Raw genomic sequence first — 24165 nt, forward strand, 5'->3', positions numbered from 1 at the left:
GGCAAAGGACGCCTTCATCCTGCGGCCTTTCGCCGCGCGCGTCCGAAGTGGACATTCCTGGGCGATGAATGGTGAAAGGTGTTCGCATAAAACTCGAGGCCGCCCGGCGCCAGCGTTTTTCGCTGCGCCGGACGGCCTCGTCTCCCCGGTCCCCACCGGTGGAACAAGTATGGGACTTGTCGATCTTTTCCCGCTAGCTCACTCACTCGATCGTGGGTCGCCGAGTTGCCGGTGCGGTGCTCGTGCTCAACGATCCCTCGCAAGCCGCACCGGGTAGGTCGCGGATGCGCAGAGGAGGGAGTTCGCCGTGGGCGAGCAGCTGAAAGACGGTCTGGGACAAGCATGGAACCTTGTCGCCACCTTCGTGCCGAAATTGCTCGGTTTCCTGATCATCCTGCTGATCGGCTGGCTGATCGCGAAAGCCGTGTCGAAGGCATTGGGACTGGTTCTGTCGAAGATCGGTTTCGGCAAGCTCATCGAGAAGACCGGACTCACCGGAACGCTCAAACAGGCGAATGTCGACGCGGGCGGGATCCTCGTCAAACTCGTGTACTACTTCATTCTCCTGATCGCGTTGCAGCTCGCGTTCGGCGTATTCGGTGAGAGCAATCCGGTCAGTGCGCTGCTCAACGACATCATCGCGTTCCTGCCGCGGATCCTGGTGGCGCTGGTGCTGGTGATCGTCGCGGCCGCGGTCGCGAAGGTCGTCCGCGACCTGGTGACCGGGGCGCTGTCCACCAGGCCCGCCGGACGGCTGCTCGGCACGATCGCCTACTGGATGATCATGGCGTTCGGCATCATCGCGGCACTCGGCCAGGTGAACATCGCGACGGCCGTGACGGGTCCGGTTCTGGTGGCCGTGCTCGCCACCATCGGCGGTGTGATCGTCGTCGGCTTCGGCGGCGGCCTGATCAAGCCGGCGCAGGACCGCTGGCAGGGCTGGCTGGCCAACCTGCAGGGCCAGTTGGAGGCCGGAGACGGCAAGCAGGCGGTCCGTTCGGAGCCGCCGACTTCGCCCGTGGGCATCGGTCGCGTAGATTCCTGAGCATCCGCGTGGGCCCGGTGATCGAGGAAGGCACCGGGCCCGCGTGGAGTCGAAGGGCCCGTCGTCGCGGAACACGCGATCGAGGGGCCCTTTTCGCGTCCCGGTGAGCGTCTCTCGAGCCGTCCGCCTGTTCCGCACCTCACACTCTCTGGGGAATGGCGTCGGTACGGAGCATGTTGGAGCGGGAGACGGAGAGGGGTGCGGACGTGGACTTCCTGCTGCACAACGGTGTCACGGTGCTCGGACAGTGGATTTCCTTCGCCGAGCTGGCGGGGCAGATCTTCGCGCTGGCCGTGGTCTTTTTGGCCCAACGCCGCACGTTGTGGACGTGGCCGGTGCAGGTCGGAGCCACCGTGCTGTTGTTCTCGGTCTACCTCTCCGCGCATCTCGGCGGCCTCGCGACCAGGCAGATCGCGATCCTCGCCATCTCGATCTACGGCTGGTGGGCCTGGTCCCGCCGCAGCGACCCGGTCTACGGCGTCGTCGTCCGCAAGGGCAGGCTCGGCGAGCGCCTGGCGATGATCGGCGCGTTCGCGATCGGCACCACCGCGATGGCGCTGGTCCTCGACGCGCTGAACGCCTCGTGGGCGCCATGGCCGGACGCCGCGATCTTCGTCGGCACGCTGGTCGCCTTCGCCGCGCAGGGCGCGGGTCTCGTCGAGTTCTGGCTGGTGTGGCTGGTCGTCGACGCGATCGGCGTGCCGCTTCAGCTCTCGTCGGGCCTGTACTTCTCGGCGGCGGTCTACATCGTGTTCGCCGGGCTGGTCGTGCACGGCTGGTGGAGCTGGAACCGCACCGCGAAGCAGGTTCGCACCGCTCCCGCCGGGGTCACCTCGGCCTCCGTCTGATCCGAAATGCGCAGGGTCAGCGCATGGTGGCGTGGGAGGGCTTGAGGTCGGCGAGGGTGCGGACGCCCAGCAGCTGCATCGTCCGGACCATCTCGGCGCGCAGGATGTCCACGCACCGCTGAACCCCGCGCTCGCCGCCTGCCATCAGGCCGTAGAGGAACGCGCGCCCGATGAGCACCGCGTCCGCGCCGCGCGCGATCGCGGCCACGATGTCGCCGCCGGAGAGGATGCCGGTGTCGACCCACACCTCGGCGTCGCCCTGGATCTCGTCGAGCACCGCCGGGAGCAGTTCGATCGGGGTCGGCGCGCGGTCCAGCTGACGGCCGCCGTGGTTGGACAGCAGCACCGCGTCGGCGCCGTGCTTGACCACGTCCCGCGCGTCGTCGACGTTCTGGATCCCCTTCACCACGAGCTTGCCGGGCCAGGTCTGGCGGACCCAGTCGAGGTCGTCGAAGTTCAGGGTCGGGTCGAAGAGCTGGTTGAGCAGTTCGGCGACCGTCCCGTCGAACTGGCTCAGCGACGCGAAGGTCAGCGGCTCGGTGGTCAGCAGGTTGAACCACCACGCGGGGTGCATCGCGCCGTCGACGAAGGTCTTGAGGGTGAGCGCGGGCGGGATGGTCAGCCCGTTGCGGACGTCGCGCAGCCGCGCGCCGGCGACCGGGGTGTCGACCGTCAGCATGAGCGTGTCGAACCCGGCGGCCCACGCGCGATTCATCAGATCTTCGCCCGCCTTGTGGTCACGCCAGACGTAGAGCTGGAACCACTTGCGGGCCTCCGGGGCGGCCGCGGCGAGATCTTCGATCGACGTCGTCGCCATCGTCGACAGGCCCATCGGGATGCCGTTGCGCTGCGCGACACGGGCCACCGCGGACTCGCCCTCGTGGTTCATCATGCGGGTGAACCCGGTCGGCGCGAACGCGAACGGCAGCTCCGAACGTTTGCCGAGGATCTCCTTGCCGGTGTCCACATCGGACACGCCGCGCAGGACGTTGGGGTGGAATTCCACGCTGCGGAAGGCTTGCCGGGCGCGGCGGAGGCTGTCTTCCAGCTCCGCGGCGCCGTCGGTGTAGTCGAACGCCGCCCGCGGCGTGCGCTTGCGGGCGAGCATCCGCAGGTCGGCGATCGTGTGCGCGCCAGCCAGCCGCCGGTCGGTCGGGTTGAGCACGATCGGCTTCGGCCGCAGGATCTGCTTCAGCTCACTCGGCTTCGGCAGTCGACGCTTGGTCACACTCGCTCACCCTCTCCGCAAACATCCGATGTCTCACCCTAGCTCGTCCGGTCCCGAACGCAATGAACGGTCCGTTCCTCGCACATTTCGCAAGGAACGGACCGTTCATGGCATCGCTAGGCGCTGCCGGAGTCCGACAACTGCGGACCCGCGGCGGCGACGTCGTCGAGGCGGTACTTCTGCGCCGCCTCTGCCACCTTCGCCCGGTCGAACTCGCCGCGCTTGGCGAGCGCGCTCAGCGTGCCGACCACGATCGATTGGGCGTCGACCAGGAACTTCCGCCGGGCGGCCGGGCGGGTGTCGGAGAACCCGAACCCGTCGGTGCCCAGTGTCAGCATGTCGTTCGGCACCCACGGGCGGATGAGGTCCGGCACGGCGCGCATCCAGTCCGAAACCGCGACGACCGGCCCGTTCGCGCCGGACAGCTTCTGCGTGATGTACGGCACACGCGGGGAGTCGCCCGGGTGGAGCAGGTTGTCGTGATCGGCTTCGACGGCCTCGCGCCGCAGCTCGGTCCACGACGTGGCCGACCACACGGCCGCGCGTACGCCCCACTCCTCGGCCAGCATCTGCTGGGCGCGGAGCGCGTCCGGCATGGTGACGCCGGAGACCAGGATCTGCGCCTCCGGGCCTTCGCCCGACGGCGCGTCGGCGTACTTGTAGAGACCCTTGAGCAGGCCGTCGACGTCGAGGTTCTCGGGCTCGGCGGGCTGCTGGTAGGGCTCGTTGTAGATCGTCATGTAGTAGAAGATGTTCTCGCCGTTGCCGTCCGGCCCGGTCTCGCCGTACATCCGGCGAAGACCGTCCCGCACGATGTGGGCGATTTCGAACGACCACGCCGCGTCGTAGGCCACGACGGCCGGGTTGGTCGCCGCCAGCAGCAGCGAGTGCCCGTCGGCGTGCTGCAGGCCCTCACCGGTCAGCGTGGTGCGGCCGGCGGTGGCGCCGAGCACGAACCCGCGGGCCATCTGGTCGGCCGCCGCGTAGAGGCCGTCACCGGTCCGCTGGAACCCGAACATCGAGTAGAAGATGTAGATCGGGATCATCGGCTCGCCGTGCGTGGCGTACGAGGTGCCGACGGCGGTGAACGACGCGGTGGAACCCGCCTCGTTGATGCCCTCGTGCAGGATGACGCCCTTTTCGGACTCCTTGTAGGCCAGCATCAGGCTCGCGTCGACCGACGTGTACGTCTGGCCGTGCGGGTTGTAGATCTTGGCCGTCGGGAACATCGAGTCGAGACCGAAGGTGCGCGCCTCGTCCGGGATGATCGGGACGATCCGCTTGCCGATCTCGGAGTCCTTCGCCAGCTCGCGGACGAGCCGGACGAACGCCATCGTCGTGGCGACCTCCTGCTTGCCCGAGCCCTTGCGGATGCCTTCGTAGACCTTGTCGCCGGGCAGCACGAGGGCCTTCGAGGCCTTCGGGCGCCGCTCCGGCAGGAAGCCACCGAGCGCCTTCCGGCGGCCGATCATGTACTCGATCTCCGGCGATTCCTTGCCGGGGTGGTAGTACGGCGGCAGCTTCGGGTCGCGCTCGAGCTCCTCGTCGCTGATCGGGATGCGCTGGGCGTCCCGGAACAGCTTGAGGTCGTCGAGGGTGAGCTTCTTCATCTGGTGCGTGGCGTTGCGGCCCTCGAAGGAGGGGCCGAGGCCGTAACCCTTGATGGTGTGGGCCAGGATCACCGTCGGCTGGCCGTGGTGCTCCAGCGCCGACTTGTAGGCCGCGTAGACCTTGCGGTAGTCGTGCCCGCCGCGCTTGAGGTTCCAGACGTCGGCGTCGGTGAGGTCCTTGACCAGTTCCTTGGTCCGCGGGTCGCGGCCGAAGAAGTGCTCGCGGACGAAGGCGCCGTCGTTGGCCTTGTAGGTCTGGAAGTCGCCGTCCGGCGTGGTGTTCATCAGGTTGACCAGCGCGCCGTCGCGGTCGGCGTGCAGCAGCGAGTCCCACTCGCGGCCCCAGATGACCTTGATGACGTTCCAGCCGGCGCCGCGGAAGTACGACTCCAGCTCCTGGATGATCTTGCCGTTGCCGCGCACCGGGCCGTCGAGCCGCTGCAGGTTGCAGTTGATCACGAAGGTCAGGTTGTCGAGGCCTTCGCCGGCGGCCACGTGGATGAGGCCGCGCGATTCCGGCTCGTCCATCTCGCCGTCGCCGAGGAACGCCCAGACGTGCTGGTCGCTGGTGTCCTTGATGCCGCGGTCACGCAGGTAGCGGTTGAACCGCGCCTGGTAGATCGCGTTCATCGGGCCGAGGCCCATGGACACGGTCGGGTTCTCCCAGAACTCCGGCATCAGCCGCGGGTGCGGGTACGACGGCAGGCCGCCGCCCTCGCCGGCGTGCGAGAACTCCTGGCGGAAGCCGTCCAGCTGGTTCTCGGTCAGCCTGCCCTCGAGGAACGCGCGGGCGTAGATGCCGGGGGAGGCGTGCCCCTGGATGAAGATCTGGTCGCCGCCGCCCGAGTGGTCCTTGCCGCGGAAGAAGTGGTTGAAGCCCACTTCGTACAGCGCCGCGGACGAGCCGTAGGTCGAGATGTGCCCGCCGACGCCGACGCCGGGACGCTGCGCGCGGTGCACCATGATCGCGGCGTTCCACCGGATGTAGGCGCGGTAGCGGCGCTCGATCTCCTCGTCACCGGGGAACCAGGGTTCGTTCTCGGTGGGGATGGTGTTGACATAGTCCGTCGACGTCAGCGCCGGGACGCCGACGTGGCGTTCCCTGGCCCGCTCGAGGATGCGCAGCATCAGGTACCGGGCGCGCTGCTGACCACCCCTGGCCAGCGCCTCGTCGAAGGAGTCCAGCCATTCGGCGGTCTCCTCCGGGTCGATGTCGGGCAGGTGCGCCGCCAATCCGTCACGGATGACGCGGACGCGTGCCGGGGTCTCCTTGCCGGAGGCGCCGTCGTTCTGCGGGGCCAAGGGGTCTCCTTGCGAAAGGTGGTAGCTGGTTGTGCTCGTACGCGGGCGTGTTCGCCGTCCATCGTCGTCCTCCGGTTCCGTTCTCGTCACCGCTACTGATCGGTAACGTTCGTGGACCCGATTGCGACACGCCTCGCACGCGCCTGTACTCGCGCGCGCGTTCTCTCTCCCACCCTAAAGCAGGGCGTTCGGAGGTGCCCAGGCGCGCCCGAATTGACCCCGTGAGAGTGGGCTGAATGTCCGTACGCCGCGACACGAGTTGTTCAAGATCCGGTGTGGACGGTTGCGCGGAACGCTTCACCAGTGTTCGCTAACGGGCATCGTGTACCCGAGTGTGGTGCCCGCCCGGCCGATCAGGCCGACGCGACACCACGCTCCGTCGTAGTTGGAGGAGTGACAGCAGTGGTCGCCGCGGGAGACGCTGATCAGAGCAGCGTCGCCGAAAGGCTCGGGATCAAGCCGGACATGGTGGTCCAGGAGATCGGCTGGGACGAGGACGTCGACGACGACCTTCGTGCGGCGATCGAGGAACAGATCGGCGGCGACATCCTCGACGAGGACGCCGACGAGGTCATCGACGTGGTGCTGCTGTGGTGGCGCGAAGACGACGGTGATCTCGGTGACACGCTGATCGAGGTCCGGACCCCCCTGAACGAGAACGGCGTGATCTGGGTGCTGACCCCCAAGACGGGCCAGCCCGGGCATGTCGAGCCGAGTGAGATCGCCGAAGCGGTGCCGCAGGTCGGGCTGGCGCAGACGGCCAACATCAGCGCCGGTCCCAAGTGGGCGGGCACGCGGCTGGTTTCGCCGAAGTCGTCCAAGACCAAGCGGTGACCTCTCCGGGCACGCGATCGACACGATAGGGTTGTCGTCGCAGGCCCCTGTTCGCTCTTGAGAGGAAACCGCCGGTATGGCCGTCGAGGTCGGATCGCAAGCCCCGGACTTCACGCTCAACGACTACAACAAGCAGTCCGTGACGCTGTCGTCCTTCAAGGGCGAGAAGCCGGTCCTGCTCGTGTTCTACCCGTTCGCGTTCAGCGGCATCTGCACCGGCGAGCTGTGCCAGCTCCGCGACGAGTTCGCGGACTACGACGGCCAGGGCGTCCAGGTCATCGGTGTGTCCGTGGACACCCCGTTCTCGCTCAAGGCGTGGGCCGAGCAGCAGGGCTACCAGTTCCCGCTGCTTTCGGACTTCTGGCCGCACGGTGAGGTCGCGAAGGCCTACGGCGTCTTCAACGAGGCGGCCGGTCTGGCCACACGCGGCACCTTCCTGATCGACAAGGACGGCGTCGTGCGGTTCGCCGAGGTCAACCAGCCCGGCGAGGCGCGCGACCAGCAGGCGTGGAAGAAGGCCGTGGCCTCGCTGGCCTGAGTCTTCACCGGTGGCACCCGTGCGCGGGTGCCACCTCCCGGGCGCATAGCTCAGCGGGAGAGCACTCGGTTTACACCCGAGCGGTCGTAGGTTCGATCCCTACTGCGCCCACCGAAAACCTGGAGACAGCCCGCCCGCGCGGCGCTACCTTCGGCCGCATGCACGACCTCGCGTGGCGGCCGCTCACCCCGCAGGACGCCCAGGCGTCGGCCGACCTCCTCAACGCCATGGAGACCGTCGACGGGATCGGCGAGAACTACACGGCGGAGGACACCCTCCAGGAACTGATCGACCCGTACGCGGATCTCGAGCGGGCGAGTCTCGCCGCCTTCGACGGCGACGTGATGGCCGGCTACGTGAAGATCCGCTTCAAGCCGTCCGCGGAAGAGGTCCATCGGGTCTTCCTCGACGGCGGAGTACACCCCGGATATCGCCGCCGGGGCATCGGCGGCGCGCTCGTCGACGCGGGCGTGGCGGCGGCCAAGGTGGTGCACGAGCTGCATCACCCGTCGGCGAAGCTCGTGGTGGACGTCAATCGGCCCGAGCGCATCGCCGGGCTGGCCGAGCTCGTTCGCTCCCGAGGTTTCGTGCCGGTGCGCTACTTCCAGCGCATGGAGCACTCGCTCGGTGTCGTCGACGGTCCGGTGATCCCGGAAGGGTTCCGGGTCGAGGCGTGGTCGGAGCGGAACGACGAGGATTTCCGGAAGGTCCGGAACGAGGCGTACCGGGACTACTGGGGCGCCGTGCCGATGCCCGCAGATCTCTGGCGGAACAAGATCACCAATCAGACTTTCCGGCCCGAGGCCAGCTTCCTGCTTCGTGAGGCGGACCGCGCGGCCGGCATGCTGGTGACCATGAGCTGGGACGCCGACACGGAGGCCACCGGTGTCCGCGATGCGCACTTCATGGCGATCGGGACGCTTCGCGAGTACCGGCGTCGGGGTGTCGCCAGCGCGCTGATGGGGCACGCGCTACACGCCGCCGCCGAGCACGGGTACGACCGCGCGAGCTTGAACGTGGACTCGGCGGACCCTTCGGGCGCGTTCGGGGTCTTCGAGAAGGCGGGCTTCATTTCGTCGATGCGTTACGTGCGCTGGGCGCTCGAGGTCTGACACGCCACGCATTTAGTATGCGGAGCGAGGCTTGAGGTGAGAGCCGTTCGCCTGGACACGCGTGTCGTCCATCCAGTCGCGCGTGTCGGCCCGCCAATCACGTGTGTCGTCCATCCCATCACACGAGACCGCCGCCCGGGGCTTGTACCGGCGATGGGCTGGGCGCTCGAGGTCTGACGTCGTGCCGCCAGCGCTGCCGCAATTAGTCGGCTAATTGCGGAGGGGACACGTGAAGGCCCCCTTCCCTCGGCTCAGTCGAGGGAAGGGGGCCTTCACGCACCCCCAACACCTGTGGAACGTTTTCGGTTTCGGCGGTCTGGTCTGCCCCCTCGGCAGGCCAGACCGCCGGTGTGCGCCGCGCCGCGGGTGGCGAACTTTCGGCTACACAAGAGAAGAGGCGGTCGGGACTGCCCAGATACATCAAGATCGGCGGCCATTGGAGTGATCCGGGCCGCGAGGGGCGATCACGCAGAGCGACTAGGCCCGGATGAGCCTGTTCGCCAGGGTCGACATCGTGTAGGCCCCGATGCCCATGACGACTTCGAGGGCGTTCCGTTCGGTGTATCCGTGCCCGAAGAAGGTCCGCAGCGTGTCGTCGTCGACGGCGCCGGCGGTTTCGAGGACTGCGAGCGTGAACTGCCGGACGGCTTCCAGTCGCTCGTCGGGCACCGGCTCCTGGGAGCGAAGCGCCGCGATGACGTCGTCGTCCGCGTGGAGACCCTTCAGCTTGCCGGTGTGGATCTCGACGCACACTTCGCAGCCGTTGCGGGTCGCCACGGTCATCACGACCGTTTCCCGCGCGAGGGGTTCGAGTGTCGTCCGCTCGAAGCTCGCGCTCAGTTTCAGGAACCCGTCGAGCAGTTCGGGTGACGACGCCTGCCGGGCGACGGCGGTGGGGAGGTTGCCGAACTTCCGGATGGTCGCTTCCATCGAGCGACGCGAGGCTTCGGGCGCGGTTTCGACGGTGTGGTCGGTGAACAAGGGCTCCCCTTTAAGATGGTCAACGTGGTTGACGAAAAGGTAAACCAAGTTGTCGATCCTGGCAAGCGCGATTCCGATCCGCCCGGCTTCGAGCTGCCGCTCCTGCTGTTCGCGGGCTTCCGCTCGATCATCGACCGGATGCACGCCGAACTCGCCGGACAGGGGCATCCCGACGTCCGCCCGGCGTACGGCTTCGCCATGCAGGCGATCGGCCGCGAGGGCGCGACGGCGAGCGAGATCGGGCGGCGGCTCGGCGTCAGCAAGCAGGCGGCGGGCAAGACCGTCGACAAGCTGGAGCAGCTCGGTTACGTGGCACGCGTCGACGACCCGGCCGACGCGCGGCGCAAGGTCGTGCGGCTCACCGCCCGTGGGTTCGACTCACTCGGCCGGACGGCGGCGATCTTCGAGGAGCTGCGCAAGGAGTGGGCCGCCACGCTGGGCGTCGAAAGGGTCCGCGCGCTCGAAACGGACCTCCGCACGATGGCGCCCGCGGACGGCTTCCGGCTCGATGTCGCCGGCTGGTTCGGCGGCTAGGCGGTGTCCTGTAAGTCTGTTCGATGGGCTTCGTGATCCAGGGGCCGCCTGGGCGCGGAGACCGCGAACATGACTTGCAGAACGGCGCCTAGAACGGGCAACCGGGGTTCGGCGCGTCCTGCGAAAGCGGGCTCCCGTGCGGCAGCACGTAGAGCACCTCCAGCACCACCGGCGTCGTCCCGAGGTTCCGTCCGATGTGGACGGTGTCGCTCGGCTCGGTGAAGACGGCGCCCTTGCGGTACAGGCCGTCGAGCCCGCAATCGGCCGAGTTGTGCGTCAGTGTGCCGTCCTTGACGTATGCGTGCAGTGTGCCGTCGTGGTAGTGCCAGCCGGTGTACCCGCCGGGTTGGATGACGACCTCACGCAGCACGTAATCGGTGTCCCCGACCGTCTTCTGGTGGAAGATCGTCCCGGTCACACCGGATCCGGGCGTCGCCTCGGCCGTCGCGGGGACGGCGAGGGCGAGAACGAGGGTGGCGAGCAGTGTGGTCACGGACCGCGGGCGCATGAGCGAACCGTACCGCGATCGGCGCTGCCCGAAAGGGCCGTTCAATCCGCCCGAAGCGTCCGCCGCAGCATCTTGCCGCTCTCGGTCCGTGGCAGCCGTTCGCGGAAATCGAACCGGCGCGGCGTCTTGAACCCGGCGAGCTCGGCTCGGCAGTGCTCTTCGAGCCGCTTCGCCAGCGCGGCGTCCCCGGCCGTTCCCTCGACCGGTTGCACGACCGCGACGACCCGTTGTCCCCACTCGGGATCCGGTTCCCCGATCACCGCGACGTCGGCGACGTCGGGATGGCCCAGCAGTCGCGCCTCGATCTCGGCCGGGTAGATGTTCACGCCACCGGAAAGGATGAGGTCCGTCCGCCGATCGCACAGGAACACCCGCCCCGCGGCGTCGAGATAGCCGACGTCCCCGACCGTGACGAACTCCCCGGAGCGCGCGGCGGCCGTCTTGTCCGGGTCGTCGTGATAGTCGAATTTCGTGTGCGCGGAACTGAAGTAGAGCGTCCCGGTCTCGCCCGCGGGGAGTTCCGCGCCGTCGTCGTCGAGCACCTTGACCCGCACGCCGTCCAGCGGTGTGCCGACGGTACCCGGCTCCGCGAGCCAATCGCGCGCGTGCACGGCCGTGATCAGGCCCTCGGACGCGCCGTAGTACTCGTGGACCACCGGTCCGAGCCAGGCGAGCATCCGCTCCTTGACCTCCCTCGGGCACGGAGCGGCACCGTGGATGACCGAAGCCAGGCTCGACAGGTCGTACCGCGCGCGGACGTCTTCGGGCAGCCGCAGCATGCGGTGGAACATCGTCGGTACCAGGTGGGTGCTCGTCACCCGGTGCTTTTCGGTGAGCCGCAGCGTGTCCTCGGCGTCGAACCGGTCCATCAGCACGAGTGTGTGCCCGAGATGCAGGATCGCGGTCGAGAACATGCCCGGCGCCGCGTGGTAGAGCGGGCAGGCGACGAGATGCACGCCGTGCCCCGGCCGGACGTCTACGCGTTCGAGGACGTTCGCGTGGATCGGGTGCAGCGCGGGCGGCCGCCCGGACAAGGCGCGCCGGACGCCTTTGGGGCGCCCCGTGGTCCCGGAGGTGTAGAGCATCGTCTGGCCCGCGGTCCGGTGCTCCGGCGTGGTGGTGGGCCGGTCCGCGCCCCAGGCCGCGTAGTCCGCCCAGCCGGGTGTCTCTCCGCGCGAAAACCGGTGCAGGCTCGCCAGTTCCGCGGTGCACGTGGCGGCGACGTCCGCGTCCGCGACGGCGACCTTGGCGCCGCTGTTGGCCGCGATGTAGGCGATCTCGGCCGGTGAGGACCGGTGGTTGACCGGGGTGAAGTACATCCCCGCCTGCAAAGTCGCCAGCAGGAGCTCGTAATAGGTGAGTCCATTGTGGATGATCGCGACGACGCCGTCGCCTTCACCGAGACCGAGCGCGCGCAAGGCATGGGTCAGCTGATTCGCGCGCGCGGACAGCTCGCCGAAGGTCGTCTCGTGCCCGTCGACGTCGATCACCGCGACTCGGCCGGGGTCGTGGGCGGCGACCTCGTAGAACGTGCTCATTCCGGGCACCGCAGGGTCTCCAGGTGTCGCCGGAGCACCGTGCGCATGAGCTCCGGCGACGTCCGGCCCGTCGACAACGCGAGCCCGTCCAGCAGCGCGGCCAGCCGTTCGGTCTCCACGGCCAGGTCGAGGCCTTCAAGGAGACCGCCGGCTTCGTTCGCGCCGCCGAGGACCCGCCGGACGAGGGCGCGGACCCCGTCGTACATGCGGGCTGCCTCCTCGGCGAGGTCCGGCCGGTTCTTCGCGGCGGCCGAAAAAGCCAGCCAGACGTCGGTTTCGGCTCGGGTCTGCTCGGTGAGCGGAAGCAGTTCGCCGAGCAGTTCTTCGGTGATCTCCTGCCGCCGCGAGCGCGGGGTCGCGGGGTCGAGCAGGGCGGGGAGATGGCCGAGCAGCCTCGCCTCGAGCCGGTCGCCGAGCGATCGCATGGCGAACACGATCAGCTCGTCGTGGCCGCGGAAGTAGTGCCGCACCGAACCGATCGCGAGACCGGCCTCCTCGGCCACGCTCCTGAGCGACGCCTGCGCGAGACCGTCGCGCTGGATCACCCGGAAGACGGCTTCGGCTATCTCCAGGCGCCGGGCGTCGGGGTCGACGATCTTGGGCATGTTGCCTTTATAGCACGACCTTGCTATTTTATTTGGCACAGTCATGCTACAAAGGGGGAGTCATGAGGACCTGGTTGCTGATCGCGCTGGTGGTCGCCGTCGTGATCGTGATCGTGGTGCGCAGGCTGCGCGGGGAACCACTGGTCGCCCGCGAGGTGTTCGGGGCGCCGGTGGTGCTGCTCGCGATCGGGGTCTACGGCCTGTCCAAGCTGGAACATTTCACCTTCACGGACGGTGCCTGGCTCGTGCTGGGTTCCGTCGTCGGATGCGGCCTCGGCGCGGTGCGCGCCACCACCACGAAACTGTTCGAGCGCGACGGCGTGCTGTGGCTGCGCTATACCGGCTGGACGTTCGGCGTCTGGGTGCTGTCGCTCGTGGTGAACTTCGGGATCGGCTTCCTGGCCACGATGGCCGGGACGCATCCCGACGCGCGGCCGGTGACGTTGTCGATCGGCGTGAGCCTACTGGGGGAGGCGTTGGTGCTCGGTAAGCGCGCGAAGACGACGGGGCTGCCATACGCCCCGCCGTCCGAGTCGCTGCTTTCGCGCCGCTAAGCCACTTTCCCGACTTCGCCGACGAGGAGGGCGACGTCGTCCTCGGTGTTGAAGTAGTGCACCGAAGACCGGACCAGCGGCGGCAATCCACGTTCGGCGAAATCGAATCGGGCGGACGTCGCTTCCGTGACGCTGACGTTGATCTTCGCCGCCGCCAGGCGCTGTTTCACTTCCTGCGACGGTGTTTTCGCCACGCTGAACGTGACGATCCCGCACTGGCGCGTGCCTTGGTCGTGGACTTGGACGCCGGGGATCTCGCGCAGCGCGTCGCGCAGTTTCGCCGCGAGGGCGGCGACGCGGGCTTCGATGGCGGGCAGGCCCCATTCGAGGGCGTAGTCGATCGCCGCGCCGAGGCCGTGCAGGGCGGCGTGATCGCGTTCCCAGACCTCGAACATCTTCGCCGTCGGATCGACTTCGTAGGTTTCGGGCGCGGTCCACGCCGCCGAGTGAAGGTCGAGCATCGCGGGCTCGACGCGCTCGCGCAGCCGCGGGTGCGCGTAGAGGAATCCGGTACCCCGCGGGCCGCGCAGGTATTTGCGGCCGGTGACGCTGAGGGCGTCGCAGTTCAGGCGTGCGACGTCGAGGTCGATCTGGCCGGCGCTCTGGCACGCGTCCAGCAGGAAGGGGATCCCGGCCTCGCGCGCGACCGCGCCGATCTCCTCGGCGGGGTTCACCAGCCCGCCCTGGGTCGGCACGTGGGAGACGGCGATCAGCTTGACGTCGCCGTCGACGCGGCGCTTGAGGTCCTCGACGTCGAGTTGCCCGGACTCGTCGTTGTCCACCACCTCGACGACGGCGCCGGTGCGCTTCGCGATCTGCAGGAAGGAGATGACATTGCTCGCGTACTCGGATTTCGCCGTCAGGATCCGGTCTCCCGCCGAGAACGGGAGCGCGTAGAAGATCGCCTGCCAGGACCGGGTCGCGTTGTCGGTCAGGGCGATGTCTTCGGGGGCGGCGCCGACGAGGCGCGCGGCCGAGGCGTAGACGCCGTTCATCCGCTCCACGGTCGCCGCGGCCTGCTCGTATCCGCCGGTCAAGGCTTCTTCCCGCAGGTAGCCGATGACGGTGTCGGTCACCCGTGCGGGTGGCAGCGACGATCCGGCGTTGTTGAGGTGGACCACCTCCGCGCAGCCCGGTGTTTCGGCGCGGGCGCGGTGTACATCGAAGTCCGTCATGCCTAACTGAATACAGTACGGCCGAAGTGCATGCAATACTGCACCGATGACGAGGAACCTGCTCCGGCGCGACCTCGCGGAGGAGATCACCGCCCGCGTGCTCGACGGCCGCATCGCCGCGGACAGCCGCATCAACGAGGTGCACCTCGCCCGTGAACTGGGGGTCAGCCGGACGCCGTTGCGTGAGGCGCTGATCGGGCTGGCCGACCGCGGCCTGCTCGTCTCGGCGCCGGGCCGCGGTTTCCTCGTGCCGCCGTTCGACCCGGACGAGGCTCGGCAGCTGTACCCGCTCGTCGCTGAACTCGAATCGCTCGCGTTGCGCTGGAGTTCGCCGCAGGACCTCGCCGGGCTCACCGGCGGACTGGACCGGATCACCGCCGAGATGACCGCGGAACTCGCGCGGCAGGGTGATTTGTCCACTTTGGACGACCGGTGGCACGCGCTGCTCGTCTCCCGGTGCACGAATCCGCATCTGCTGCGCCTGCTCGAGCAGACGAAGCCGCTGCTGAAACGCTATGACGCACGCTATTTCGGTGGCGTCGAACGCGCGGGGGAGAGTATCGACGAACACCACCGGATCGCCGAGGCGATCCGCGTCTCCGACCTCGCGACGGCGGTGGAGCTGCTCGTGCGGAACTGGGTGAAAACGTTGGCATATCTGGACGACATGGGGTGACACGATGTTCGTGACCGCACATCTGAGCGACAACCATCTCGACGGCGGGGAGCGCGCCGACGAACGCACCGCACGGGTCATGCGGTACCTGGAAAACCTGGAGACACCGGCCGACGCGATCCTGGTGACCGGTGACATCACCGACCACGGCACCCTGGAGGAATACCGGCGCGCGGCCGAGCTCTTCAAAACCGACGTCCCGCTCTTCGTCTGCCCCGGAAACCACGACAAGCGCGGCCCGTTCCGCGAAGGGCTGCTCGGTCAGGCGCCGGGCGACTCCCCGGTCAACGCGGCGCACACCGTCGGCGACGTCACCTTCGTCATGGCCGATTCGACCATCCCCGGCAAACCCGACGGGCGGTTCGACGACGAGACCATGGCCTGGCTGGACGGCGTGCTCGGCGAAGGTGACGGCCCGGCCTTCATCGCCTTCCACCACCCGCCGGTCGCGCTGGGGTTGCCGCTGGTGGACGCGATGCGCCAGTACGGTGAGGACAGGCTGGCCGAGGTGCTCGCGCGTCATCCGCGCGTGGTCGCCCTGCTCTGCGGGCACGTCCACGCCGCGGCATCGACGACGTTCGCGGGAGTGCCGCTGCGGTCGGCGCCGTCGGTCGGGTCGAGCATCCTGTTCCCGTGGGAGCGCGACGGGCTGCGGTCCTGGGGCGAGGGTGGACCGATCGACTACGACCTGCCGCCGTCGCTGCTGTTTCACGTATTGCACGACGACGGCAGGCTGACCACGCACCAGCGGGTCGTCCCGGCTTAACCCTCCGACACCGGCAGCGTGATCCGGGACGGGTGAACGGGGTCGTGGAAGATCTCGAACCGCGCGGGCTTCCCGTCCACCGCGCTGAAAACCGGCTCGCCGGTGCCGTGGTTGCGGGCGAAGCGCGGGAACGCGCCGCCCGCGACCTGCACCCGCAGACGGTGCCCGCGCCGGAACCGGTACGCCGTCGGGTCGAGGAGGATCTCGGCGGCGACCACACCATCCACATCGGACTCCGGCTGACCGGGCCGAAGACGGAGGATCCCGTCGGTGACGTTGCGCGAGACACCACGTCGGTCCACATCGCACAACCGGACGAAGACGTCGCCGTGCCCGATGTCGGTCCGGACGTGCACCAGAGCGGAGATCTCGCCGATGACGTCAAGTTCGCGCTTCAGCACGTCACCGGTGAAGAGCAGTACGTCCGGCCGCGCCTCGACGTCCTTGTTGTCCTGCTGTTTCTGCACGCCCGACAGCAGCGGGCCACCGACGGTCGGCGTCGGATCGGCCGGATCGAAGGTGAACGTTCCCGGCTTCGACTCGACGGGTCCCGCGGTGGAAAGCCCGCCGGGACGCAGGAAGTACGGGGTGGCGCCGGACTCCGGCGGCCAGCTTTCGAAGTCGAGCCACCGCCCGGAACCCTGGAGATACAGGCGCACGGGCGACTGCCTCAGCGGCGCGCGGTCGCCGAGGAGATGGGCGGAGAGGAAGCCGATCTGGTCGGTGATCAGGGTTTTCAGGCTCGCGGGCTCGCCGTGCGCCCAGGGTCCGATGGTGATCCGCGGTGCGCGTCCGGCCGCGGCGAGTTCCTTGAAGTCGCGCAGCTGGGCGGAGATGAACAGGTCGTACCAGCCGGTCACCATGGACACCGGGGTCCGCAGCGCGGCGACCTCGGCGCTGTGATCCGACGGCGCCCAGAAGTCGTCGCCGGGTTCGGCGTGCGCGGAGACGTCCTGCAGGAACCGCACCTGCTTGCCGATGGCCGCCACATCGGCCCCGGAAACCGGCAGATAGGCCATGGCGCGACGGGTCTTGTTCGTCTGCCAGGGATTGGGCAGGCCGGCGAACCGGCCCTCCTGGCGGCCGATCAGCGCCGACCACGAGACCATGTTGTCGACGGCGAGGATCCCGCCGGGATAGAAGGTCGACACGAACTCCGAAGCGGTGACGCCGAGACACAGCGCTTCGAGCGGCTCGTCGAGGTACGGCGCGACGGCCCACTGCGTGTGGCCGAGGTAGCTCGCGCCCGCCATCGCGACCCGGCCGTCACACCATGGCTGCTCGCGCAGCCACGCGACGGTGGCGAGGCCGTCCTCCTTCTCCAGATGGAACGGCCGGAACTCGCCGCCGGAGCCGAAGGTCCCCCGCGTGCTCTGGAGGACCGTCTGCAATCCGTGCCGCGCGAACGTCTCGCCGAAGATCCTGCCCATCAGGCCCTTGCGGCCGTACGGCGTCCGGATCAGCACCACCGGCCGCGGTTCGTCACCCGGGACGGCGTAGCGATCCGCCAGCAGCCGGACACCGTCGGGCATCGGGACGGGGATCGCCTTGGTCACCGAGGGGCGGGGGCCTTCGGCGGGCGGGAGCCCGAGGTACCGGTCGAGAAGTCGGTCGAGCACGCTGGCCGCCCTTCCGTGCGGAGGATCACCTTCGCTTGCGACCGTACTCGCGTGGCTCCGCACCCGCCTGGAAGGAAAGCGTCCTTCATCGCGAATCCACGATGAAGGACGCTTTCCTGGCGCGGGGCGGACCGCCCGGTACCGCCCCGCGGGTCTCAGGAAAGCCGGGCGAGCGTCTCCGGCTTCAGCAGCTTCGCCAGCTCCTCGGCGGGCAGAAGCCCCTTCTCGACGACGAGTTCCGCCACCCCGCGCCCGGTCAGGAGCGCCTCTTTGGCGATCTCGGTCGCCGCCGCGTACCCGATCTTCGGGTTCAGCGCGGTCACCAGTCCGATCGAATTCTCGACGTAGCCCCGCATCACGTCCGCGTTCGCGGTGATCCCGGAGACGCATCGCTCCGCCAGCACGAGGCACGCCGACCGCAGATGCGTGATGCTCTCCGAAAGCGAGTGCAGGATCAGCGGCTCGAACGCGTTGAGCTGCAGCTGCCCGGCCTCGGCCGCCATCGTGACGGCGACGTCGTTGCCGATGACCTCGAACGCGACCTGGTTGACCACCTCGGGGATCACCGGGTTGATCTTGCCGGGCATGATCGACGACCCGGCCTGCACCGGCGGCAGGTTGATCTCGTTGAGCCCCGCCCTCGGCCCGGATGAAAGCAGCCGCAGATCGTTGCAGCTCTTGGAGAGTTTCACCGCGATCCGCTTGAGCACGCCGGAAAGGTGCACGAAGGCGCCGCAGTCCTGTGTCGCTTCGATGAGGTCCGCAGCGGAAACGACGGGCAGGCCGGTGATCTCGCGCAGATGCGCGACCGCTGCTTCGGCGTACCCGGGCGCGGCGTTGAGCCCGGTACCGATCGCGGTCGCGCCGAGGTTGATCTCGTGCAGCAGCGTCACCGCTTCGGTGAGCCGAAGCCGGTCTTCGCCGAGCATGACCGCGTAGGTGCCGAATTCCTGCCCCAGCGTCATCGGGACGGCGTCCTGCAACTGCGTCCGGCCCATCTTCAGCAGCTCGCGGAACTCGACGGCCTTGGCCGCGAAAGCCTGTTCCAGCACGACCATCGCCTCGGCCAGTTCACGGACGGCGATGATCGTCGCGACGTTGACCGCGGTCGGGTACGCGTCGTTGGTCGACTGCCCGAGGTTCACGTGCTCGTTCGGGTGGACGCGGGCGTAGTCGCCCTTCTCGTGCCCGAGCAGTTCGAGCGCGCGGTTCGCGATCACCTCGTTGGCGTTCATGTTCGTCGAGGTGCCCGCTCCGCCCTGGATGACGTCGACGACGAACTGGTCGTGCAGCGCGCCTTCGCGGATCTCGCGGCACGCCCGGCGGATGGCGTCGGCGACGTCCGGCTCCAGCAACCCCAGGTCGGCGTTGGCGTGGGCGGCGGCCTCCTTGACCGAGGCGAGCGCCTCGATCAGATGCGGGTACGCGGAGATCGTGGTGCCGGTGATGGGGAAGTTCTCCCTGGCGCGCGCGGTGTGCACACCCCAATAGGCGTCGGCGGGGACTTCCTTGTCCCCGAGCAGATCGTGTTCCACGCGGTGCATCGAAGGCTCCTCAGGCAGCGAGGTCGAGTTCGGCCAGCGCGCCGGTCACGCGCAGGCCGGGAGTGGGTTCCAGCACGTCCGGATCGACACCGCACAGCGCGAGCGTGGCGGCGAGCACCGGCCGCCGCGCGCGGTCGCCACCGTCGGCGATCTTGATCGCGATCGCCGTCCCGTCCGGGAGAGCGGCGACCTGGACGGCTTCGAAACCGTCCTTGGCGATCAGGCCGGGCACCGCGCGCATGAGCGCGGTGACGTCGCGACGGGTGCCGGCGACCAGTTCCGGATGCTTCCGGATCCCTTCGGCGACAAGGCCTTCGGGTGTTCCCGGCGCCGACGCGGCGATCTTGCCGGCCGCGCGGGCGAGCCCGCGCAGGGAGACCGCGAACAGGGGAGCGCCGCAGCCGTCGACGGCCACCTTCGGGATGCGTTGCCCGGTCAGGTCTTCGACGCACTCCGCGATCGCGCGCTGCAGCGGATGCCCGGGATCCAGATAGTCCTTTGTGGACCATCCGTGCAGGCGGCAGGTGGCGAGCATGGCGGCGTGCTTGCCGGAGCAGTTGTGCGCCACCCGCGAAGCCGTCCGCCCCGAAGCGACCCACGCGTCGCGCTCGACCGGGTCGAACGGCAGATCGTCCGGCGTCCGCAGATCCTCCGTGGCGAGCCCGGCGCCGTCGAGCGTCCGGCACACCTCGGCCAGGTGGATCTCCTCGCCGGAGTGGCTGGCCGCCGCGACGGCGAACCCGGCGGGGCTCAGGTCGACCCCGAGCCGCGCCATCGCCGTGGCCTGCAAGGGTTTCGCCGCCGAACGCGGATAGAACGCCGCCTCGATGTCGCCCGCGGCGAACAGCACGCGGCCGTCGGGAGCGAGCACCACGGCCGAACCGTGGTGCACCCCCTCGACCATTCCGTCGCGGAGGAGGTGCACCAGCGGTTCGTGCGCGGGAACGCGGATCTCGGGGATCACAGCTTCGTCTTTTCGAACACGTCCATGTTGATCCGCTTGCGGACCCCGAACCAGCCCGCCACCAGCGCGAGCCCGATGACCGGCAGGCAGTACAGGGTGATCCGGCCGACCTCGTCGAAGCCCATCAGCACCACGACGGCGACGAGGAAGATCAGCGTCGCGATTTCGGTGTAGGGGGAGAAGGGCAGCCGGTACGACGGCCGCTCGACCTCGCCGAGCTTGGCCTTGCGGACGAACAGCAGATGCGAGAGCACGATGATCGCCCAGGTGCCGAGGATGCCGATGGCGGCGAAGTTCAGCACGATCTCGAAGGCCTGGCTCGGCACGACGGCGTTCAGGCCGACACCGACCACGCAGACCGCGGAGGTGAGCAGGATCCCGCCGTAGGGCACGTGGTTCTTGTTCATCACACCGGTGAACTTCGGTGCGGATCCGGCCAGCGACATCGACCGCAGGATGCGGCCGGTGGAGTAGAGGCCCGAGTTGAGGCTGGACAGGGCCGCCGTCAGCACCACCAGGTTCATGACGTTGCCCGCCTGCGGCACCCCGATATGCGAGAGCACGGTGACGAACGGGCTCTCGTTCTTTGAGTAGGAGTCCCACGGCATCAGCATCGCCAGCAGGACGACCGAGCCGACGTAGAAGATCCCGATCCGCCACATGATGGAATTGATCGCCTTCGGCATGATCTTGCGCGGGTTCTCCGTCTCGCCGGCGGCGACGCCGACCAGCTCGACCGAGGCGTAGGCGAACACGACACCTTGGACGATCAGCACCATCGGCAGCAGACCCGCGGGGAAGATCCCGCCGTGGTCGGAGATCAGCGAGAAGCCCGGCGTGGTGCCGTCGATCGGCTGCTGCGTGACCAGCAGGAAGATCCCGATCCCCATGAAGGTCACCAGCGCGGCGACCTTGATGATGGCGAACCAGAACTCCATCTCGCCGAACAGTTTCACCGAAACCATGTTCAGCGCCAGCACCACCGCGAGCGCGATGAGCGCCAGCACCCATTGCGGGATCGGGGTGAAGAACGACCAGAAATGCGCGTACAGCGCGATCGCGGTGATATCCGCGATACCGGTCGTCGACCAGTTCAGGAAGTGCATCCAGCCCGCGACGAAGGCGCCCTTCTCACCCATGAATTCCCGGGCGTACGAGACGAAGGCGCCGGAGGAGGGGCGGTACAGGATGAGTTCGCCGAGCGAGCGCACCACGAAGAACGCGAAAAGGCCGCAGACCGCGTACACGATCGCGAGTGCCGGGCCCGCCTGCGCGAGCCTGCCGCCCGCGCCGAGGAACAGGCCGGTCCCGATGGCGCCGCCGATCGCGATCATGTTGACGTGGCGGGGTTTCAGCGCCTTGTCGTAGCCGGCGTCTCCGGCGTCGGCGAGCACCGGCGCGGATTTGCTGTCGTCCGCGCTGAGGGTCTGTTCGGTCACGATGTCAGTCGTCCTTGTCCTGCTGCGTCGTGTGGCCCGGCCGCACGATGGTGGTGAGCGCGTACTCGACGTGTTCGAGATGGGAGGTCATCGCCGCGACGGCGTCGGCTTCGGAGCCGGCGGCGATGGCGGTGACGATCTCACGGTGCTCGGTGTTCGAGCGGGTCCGACGGTCCCCCAATTGGTTGAGAAAGGACGACTGCCGGGCCAGCGCGTCCCGGATCTCTTCGATGACCTTGCCGAACACCGGGTTGCCCGAGGCCTGGGCGATGGTGATGTGGAACAGCGAGTCCAGCGCCACCCACGCGGTGTTGTCGGTTTCGAGATCCATCCGCTCGACGAGGTGACCGAGCAGGTCCAGGTCGTCGGTGCTGCGGCGCAAGGCCGCGTAACCGGCGACGGGGATCTCGACGTGCCGCCGTACCTCGAACAGGTCGCGGGCCGAGTAGGTCCCGAAGGTGGGGTTCTCGACCGGCCCGGTGGCGGTCACGAAGGTCCCTTTGCCCGTTTTGGACACGGTGAGCCCGAGTGCCTGCAGCCCCCGCAACGCTTCGCGGACGACCGAACGACTGACCTCGAATTCCTTGCCGAGCGCGGATTCCGACGGCAGTTTCTCGCCGACGGGGTACTCGCCGCGCTCGATGGCACCGCGGAGGTGGGCCAGAACGGCCTCCATCGCGCTGACGCGTCGTGGACCACCGTGTCCGGCTGTCTGGCTGTCAGACAGGTTCATGGGACGAGATCGTGCGGTCGGCCCAACGCTTTGTCAAGGGACCAGCCGAGCGCCTCGATCCAGCCTGCGAGGCGCGCTTCGGCGAGGTAAAAGGAACCCGTACAGGGCACCTTCGCGGGCACGGAGTTCCCTGAGGGCACCGGATCCCCGAGCGCGAGTGGCCAGTGTCACAAGGTCGGCGGCGGTTCGGTCTGCGGTGCCGTGAAGGCCTCCCTTGAGGGACCCAGAGTCCCTCAAGGAGGCCCTTCACGGACTCGACGTTCGCGATCCCGCGAACGTCACACGCGGTGGAGCGCGACCACCGGGAACGGCCGCGTGGTCTTCGACTGGTGCTCGGCCAACCGCGGGAACGCCTTCGCCTGCTTCGCGAACAAACGGTCCCGAGCCGCTCCGGTGATCTCGACCGCGTGCGCGGTGAAGGCCTCTCCGTCGGCCTCGACATCGACCGACGGCTCCGCGACCAGGTTGCGGTACCAGTCCGGATGCCCGGGCGCGCCACCGTTGGCGGCGAAGACGACGTAGCGGTCGTCGTCGGCCAGGAACAGCATCGGCGTCACGTGCCGTCGCCCGGTGCGGGCGCCGGTGGTGGTGAGCAGCAAGGTCGGGAGACCGTCGCCGTGGCGGCCGTTCGCGCGGAATTCCGCGATCACGCGCTCGTTCATGGCCTGCAGGTCGATCATCAACTCTCCGGGCGTTCGGTTGATCTTGGCGGCTGGCCAGTCTGCACATCCACGCCCAGGTCGGCAAGCATTTTCCGATCAGCGCTGCTCATGGCGCCGAAACTGTCGGTGCCGGTGGCGATACTGCTCCCGTGTCCCCCGTCAGCCGCGGCCGCAAGCCCGCCAAACGACCGAAGAGCCGGCGCTCCCGCCTGCCATGTCCGCCCCTGGACGTGGCCAGAGTGGAGCGCTGGCCGAAGCTGCTCCACGGGCCGATCGAGCTTTCGGGCTGTGTCGTCCAAGGCCAGGTGGATCAGGACCTGGTCGTCCTGGCCGCCACGCTGGCCGCCGGCAAACGCTCGGTGGGTGTCGAGGTGGTGGTCAACGGTCGCGAGGTCGATGTGATCGAGCTCCATCCCCAACCCGAGGCCGCCCTCGCGGTGCTTCGCGGCGGCTTCGAGGTGACCGAGGCACCGCTGAGCCCTGAGGAGTTCCGAAGCCAGGTCGAAGCGGCGTTGATCGTCAGGGCGGACAGCGCCGCCTGGATTCGGGAGACGATCCCCGACCTCTTGAAGTTGGGGAGAGATCCCAGGCCCGATCTGCCGGAGCGTGCGGCCCAGCTGCGCCGGTGGCTCGGTCTTCCCGACTACGATCCGCTGCCGCGTATACCGTCGGCCGATCCGCTGCCGCTCGTCCTGCCCCCGCCCGCGCCGGTCACCGGGCTCTGGCTGGCGGTCGCCCTGGCCGAGCCGGACGACGCGATCTGGCGACGGCTCGAAGTCCGCTCCGATGTCACCCTCGCCGGCCTGCACCGCATCCTCGCGGCCGCGTTCGACCGGGACGAACAGGAGTATCACCGGTTCGAGACCGCGTACGGAGGTTTCAGCGTCGACGCGCAGAGCTGCGAAGGCGACCGCTTCGACGACGAAGTGACACTCGGCCAGGTCGTCAGCTCGCCAGGCCACCGGTTCGTCTACGAGGCGGAGAGCTGGCGGCATTGGATCCGCGTCGAGCGGCGGGTCTCCCTCCCCGGAGCCCCGAGCTGCCTCGACGGTGAACGCGCCGCCCCTCCGCCGGAATGCGAAGACGAGCGGAGTTACGAGATGTTGCTGGAGGCACTGCGCGATCCGGACGGCGAAGAGAACGAGGAACTGCTCGAAGAGCTCGGCGGATTCGGGTTCGATCCGGAGTGGTTCGACAGGGAGGTGGTCAACGAGCGGCTGGCCCGGCCGAGCTGATCCGGCGCCCCGTTCGGGGGGTAACCGAGGTCATCGCGAACCGCACCGCGTCGGTGCTTGGCGGTGGCGGGCCGGAGGTGGAGACTGGCCCTCGCCGGGGTGCCATCCCGCCCGG

23 protein-coding genes and 1 tRNA gene are annotated in these 24165 nt (G+C 68.6%); 11 read left to right on the forward strand and 13 right to left on the reverse strand.

The features are described 5' to 3' along the window. Positions 1–307 precede the first annotated feature (307 nt). Both BLW75_RS37250 and BLW75_RS37255 read left to right on the forward strand, forming a co-directional pair. Positions 308–1045 carry a mechanosensitive ion channel family protein gene (locus BLW75_RS37250; protein WP_034311126.1) on the forward strand — a complete coding sequence of 246 codons (738 nt, stop codon included), beginning with the start codon at positions 308–310 and terminating at the stop codon, positions 1043–1045. Between the two features lie 206 nt (positions 1046–1251). Further along, positions 1252–1893: a nicotinamide mononucleotide transporter family protein gene (locus tag BLW75_RS37255; RefSeq protein WP_034311128.1), complete on the forward strand. Its 642-nt coding sequence runs from the start codon at positions 1252–1254 to the stop codon at positions 1891–1893. A 16-nt stretch (positions 1894–1909) separates the two neighbouring features. Here the strand turns inward: BLW75_RS37255 and BLW75_RS37260 are convergent, their stop codons facing one another. Together BLW75_RS37260 and aceE are read right to left on the reverse strand one after the other, a co-directional pair. Beyond that, positions 1910–3121, reverse strand: a complete 1212-nt coding sequence (locus tag BLW75_RS37260; RefSeq protein WP_007032785.1) for an alpha-hydroxy acid oxidase — start codon at positions 3119–3121, stop codon at positions 1910–1912. Between the two features lie 116 nt (positions 3122–3237). After that, positions 3238–6033 carry a pyruvate dehydrogenase (acetyl-transferring), homodimeric type gene (gene aceE, locus BLW75_RS37265; protein WP_034311131.1) on the reverse strand — a complete coding sequence of 932 codons (2796 nt, stop codon included), beginning with the start codon at positions 6031–6033 and terminating at the stop codon, positions 3238–3240. Between the two features lie 402 nt (positions 6034–6435). Between aceE and BLW75_RS37270 the strand changes: the two genes are divergently transcribed. The 4 genes from BLW75_RS37270 to BLW75_RS37285 all read left to right on the forward strand — a co-directional run bounded on the left by BLW75_RS37270 (position 6436) and on the right by BLW75_RS37285 (position 8517). Further along, a complete protein-coding gene (locus BLW75_RS37270; protein WP_034311133.1) occupies positions 6436–6867 on the forward strand; it encodes a DUF3052 domain-containing protein in 432 nt (143 codons plus the stop codon). Positions 6868–6943: 76 nt separating this feature from the next. Beyond that, the gene (locus BLW75_RS37275; RefSeq protein WP_034311135.1) at positions 6944–7405 is read left to right on the forward strand and encodes a peroxiredoxin; all 462 of its coding nucleotides are present in this window, start codon (positions 6944–6946) and stop codon (positions 7403–7405) included. Between the two features lie 39 nt (positions 7406–7444). Beyond that, positions 7445–7516 (forward strand) — tRNA-Val (locus tag BLW75_RS37280). 47 nt (positions 7517–7563) lie between these two features. Continuing rightward, the gene (locus BLW75_RS37285; protein ID WP_034311138.1) at positions 7564–8517 is read left to right on the forward strand and encodes a GNAT family N-acetyltransferase; all 954 of its coding nucleotides are present in this window, start codon (positions 7564–7566) and stop codon (positions 8515–8517) included. Between the two features lie 477 nt (positions 8518–8994). Here the strand turns inward: BLW75_RS37285 and BLW75_RS37290 are convergent, their stop codons facing one another. Next, entirely contained in the window at positions 8995–9498 is a 504-nt protein-coding gene (locus BLW75_RS37290) for a carboxymuconolactone decarboxylase family protein (RefSeq protein ID WP_034311141.1), read from the reverse strand. A 15-nt stretch (positions 9499–9513) separates the two neighbouring features. On the opposite strand from BLW75_RS37290, the gene BLW75_RS37295 reads away from it, so the two are divergent. Continuing rightward, positions 9514–10032 (forward strand): MarR family winged helix-turn-helix transcriptional regulator, encoded by a 519-nt coding sequence (locus BLW75_RS37295; RefSeq protein ID WP_034311142.1) that lies wholly within the window; start codon positions 9514–9516, stop codon positions 10030–10032. Positions 10033–10120: 88 nt separating this feature from the next. Here the strand turns inward: BLW75_RS37295 and BLW75_RS37300 are convergent, their stop codons facing one another. The 3 genes from BLW75_RS37300 to BLW75_RS37310 are packed head-to-tail and all read right to left on the reverse strand — an operon-like array spanning position 10121 to position 12683. Next, complete coding sequence (locus BLW75_RS37300) at positions 10121–10540, reverse strand: cupin domain-containing protein (protein WP_034311224.1); 420 nt, start codon at positions 10538–10540, stop codon at positions 10121–10123. A gap of 41 nt (positions 10541–10581) precedes the next feature. Further along, entirely contained in the window at positions 10582–12078 is a 1497-nt protein-coding gene (locus BLW75_RS37305; RefSeq protein ID WP_034311145.1) for an AMP-binding protein, read from the reverse strand. Continuing rightward, positions 12075–12683 carry a TetR/AcrR family transcriptional regulator gene (locus tag BLW75_RS37310; protein ID WP_034311147.1) on the reverse strand — a complete coding sequence of 203 codons (609 nt, stop codon included), beginning with the start codon at positions 12681–12683 and terminating at the stop codon, positions 12075–12077. Before BLW75_RS37310 ends, BLW75_RS37305 begins: the two co-directional genes overlap by 4 nt. Before the next feature lie 62 nt (positions 12684–12745). Here BLW75_RS37310 and BLW75_RS37315 point away from each other — a divergent pair, with 62 nt between their 5' ends. Beyond that, positions 12746–13237, forward strand: coding sequence for a hypothetical protein (locus BLW75_RS37315; protein ID WP_034311148.1), 492 nt, complete (start codon positions 12746–12748; stop codon positions 13235–13237). Here the strand turns inward: BLW75_RS37315 and BLW75_RS37320 are convergent. After that, the gene (locus BLW75_RS37320; RefSeq protein ID WP_034311150.1) at positions 13234–14412 is read right to left on the reverse strand and encodes an aminotransferase class V-fold PLP-dependent enzyme; all 1179 of its coding nucleotides are present in this window, start codon (positions 14410–14412) and stop codon (positions 13234–13236) included. The two genes, BLW75_RS37315 and BLW75_RS37320, sit on opposite strands and share 4 nt — an antisense overlap. Before the next feature lie 46 nt (positions 14413–14458). Here BLW75_RS37320 and BLW75_RS37325 point away from each other — a divergent pair, with 46 nt between their 5' ends. Both BLW75_RS37325 and BLW75_RS37330 read left to right on the forward strand, forming a co-directional pair. Then, positions 14459–15088 carry a GntR family transcriptional regulator gene (locus BLW75_RS37325; protein ID WP_034311151.1) on the forward strand — a complete coding sequence of 210 codons (630 nt, stop codon included), beginning with the start codon at positions 14459–14461 and terminating at the stop codon, positions 15086–15088. 4 nt (positions 15089–15092) lie between these two features. After that, positions 15093–15854 (forward strand): metallophosphoesterase, encoded by a 762-nt coding sequence (locus BLW75_RS37330; RefSeq protein ID WP_034311153.1) that lies wholly within the window; start codon positions 15093–15095, stop codon positions 15852–15854. Here the strand turns inward: BLW75_RS37330 and BLW75_RS37335 are convergent. The 6 genes from BLW75_RS37335 to BLW75_RS37360 form a co-directional block, all read right to left on the reverse strand. Next, positions 15851–17473: a CocE/NonD family hydrolase gene (locus tag BLW75_RS37335; protein ID WP_034311154.1), complete on the reverse strand. Its 1623-nt coding sequence runs from the start codon at positions 17471–17473 to the stop codon at positions 15851–15853. The genes BLW75_RS37330 and BLW75_RS37335 overlap by 4 nt on opposite strands. Before the next feature lie 155 nt (positions 17474–17628). After that, on the reverse strand, positions 17629–19017 hold the full coding sequence (gene aspA, locus BLW75_RS37340) for an aspartate ammonia-lyase (protein WP_034311156.1): 1389 nt from the start codon (positions 19015–19017) through the stop codon (positions 17629–17631). Positions 19018–19027: 10 nt separating this feature from the next. Continuing rightward, positions 19028–19981: an asparaginase gene (locus tag BLW75_RS37345; protein WP_034311158.1), complete on the reverse strand. Its 954-nt coding sequence runs from the start codon at positions 19979–19981 to the stop codon at positions 19028–19030. After that, complete coding sequence (locus tag BLW75_RS37350) at positions 19978–21420, reverse strand: amino acid permease (protein ID WP_034311160.1); 1443 nt, start codon at positions 21418–21420, stop codon at positions 19978–19980. The genes BLW75_RS37345 and BLW75_RS37350 overlap by 4 nt, the downstream gene beginning before the upstream one ends. A 4-nt stretch (positions 21421–21424) precedes the next feature. Further along, positions 21425–22096: a FadR/GntR family transcriptional regulator gene (locus BLW75_RS37355; RefSeq protein WP_034311162.1), complete on the reverse strand. Its 672-nt coding sequence runs from the start codon at positions 22094–22096 to the stop codon at positions 21425–21427. Between the two features lie 335 nt (positions 22097–22431). Continuing rightward, on the reverse strand, positions 22432–22833 hold the full coding sequence (locus tag BLW75_RS37360) for a nitroreductase/quinone reductase family protein (RefSeq protein ID WP_034311165.1): 402 nt from the start codon (positions 22831–22833) through the stop codon (positions 22432–22434). Positions 22834–23054: 221 nt separating this feature from the next. Between BLW75_RS37360 and BLW75_RS37365 the strand changes: the two genes are divergently transcribed. After that, the gene (locus tag BLW75_RS37365; protein ID WP_034311167.1) at positions 23055–24050 is read left to right on the forward strand and encodes a plasmid pRiA4b ORF-3 family protein; all 996 of its coding nucleotides are present in this window, start codon (positions 23055–23057) and stop codon (positions 24048–24050) included. Positions 24051–24165: the final 115 nt, after the last annotated feature.

This window comes from Amycolatopsis lurida (assembly GCF_900105055.1).
Taxonomy (GTDB): Bacteria; Actinomycetota; Actinomycetes; order Mycobacteriales; family Pseudonocardiaceae; genus Amycolatopsis; species Amycolatopsis lurida.

What these genes read in the sequence shown, in the direction of transcription:
- BLW75_RS37275 (WP_034311135.1), top strand. Translation starts at nt 6,944, where the DNA reads ATGGCCGTCGAGGTCGGATCGCAAGCCCCGGACTTCACGCTCAACGAC.
- BLW75_RS37285 (WP_034311138.1), top strand. Translation starts at nt 7,564, where the DNA reads ATGCACGACCTCGCGTGGCGGCCGCTCACCCCGCAGGACGCCCAGGCG.
- BLW75_RS37295 (WP_034311142.1), top strand. Translation starts at nt 9,514, where the DNA reads ATGGTCAACGTGGTTGACGAAAAGGTAAACCAAGTTGTCGATCCTGGC.
- BLW75_RS37300 (WP_034311224.1), bottom strand. Translation starts at nt 10,540, where the DNA reads ATGCGCCCGCGGTCCGTGACCACACTGCTCGCCACCCTCGTTCTCGCC.
- BLW75_RS37305 (WP_034311145.1), bottom strand. Translation starts at nt 12,078, where the DNA reads ATGAGCACGTTCTACGAGGTCGCCGCCCACGACCCCGGCCGAGTCGCG.
- BLW75_RS37310 (WP_034311147.1), bottom strand. Translation starts at nt 12,683, where the DNA reads ATGCCCAAGATCGTCGACCCCGACGCCCGGCGCCTGGAGATAGCCGAA.
- BLW75_RS37315 (WP_034311148.1), top strand. Translation starts at nt 12,746, where the DNA reads ATGAGGACCTGGTTGCTGATCGCGCTGGTGGTCGCCGTCGTGATCGTG.
- BLW75_RS37320 (WP_034311150.1), bottom strand. Translation starts at nt 14,412, where the DNA reads ATGACGGACTTCGATGTACACCGCGCCCGCGCCGAAACACCGGGCTGC.
- BLW75_RS37325 (WP_034311151.1), top strand. Translation starts at nt 14,459, where the DNA reads ATGACGAGGAACCTGCTCCGGCGCGACCTCGCGGAGGAGATCACCGCC.
- BLW75_RS37330 (WP_034311153.1), top strand. Translation starts at nt 15,093, where the DNA reads ATGTTCGTGACCGCACATCTGAGCGACAACCATCTCGACGGCGGGGAG.
- aspA (WP_034311156.1), bottom strand. Translation starts at nt 19,017, where the DNA reads ATGCACCGCGTGGAACACGATCTGCTCGGGGACAAGGAAGTCCCCGCC.
- BLW75_RS37355 (WP_034311162.1), bottom strand. Translation starts at nt 22,096, where the DNA reads ATGGAGGCCGTTCTGGCCCACCTCCGCGGTGCCATCGAGCGCGGCGAG.
- BLW75_RS37360 (WP_034311165.1), bottom strand. Translation starts at nt 22,833, where the DNA reads ATGATCGACCTGCAGGCCATGAACGAGCGCGTGATCGCGGAATTCCGC.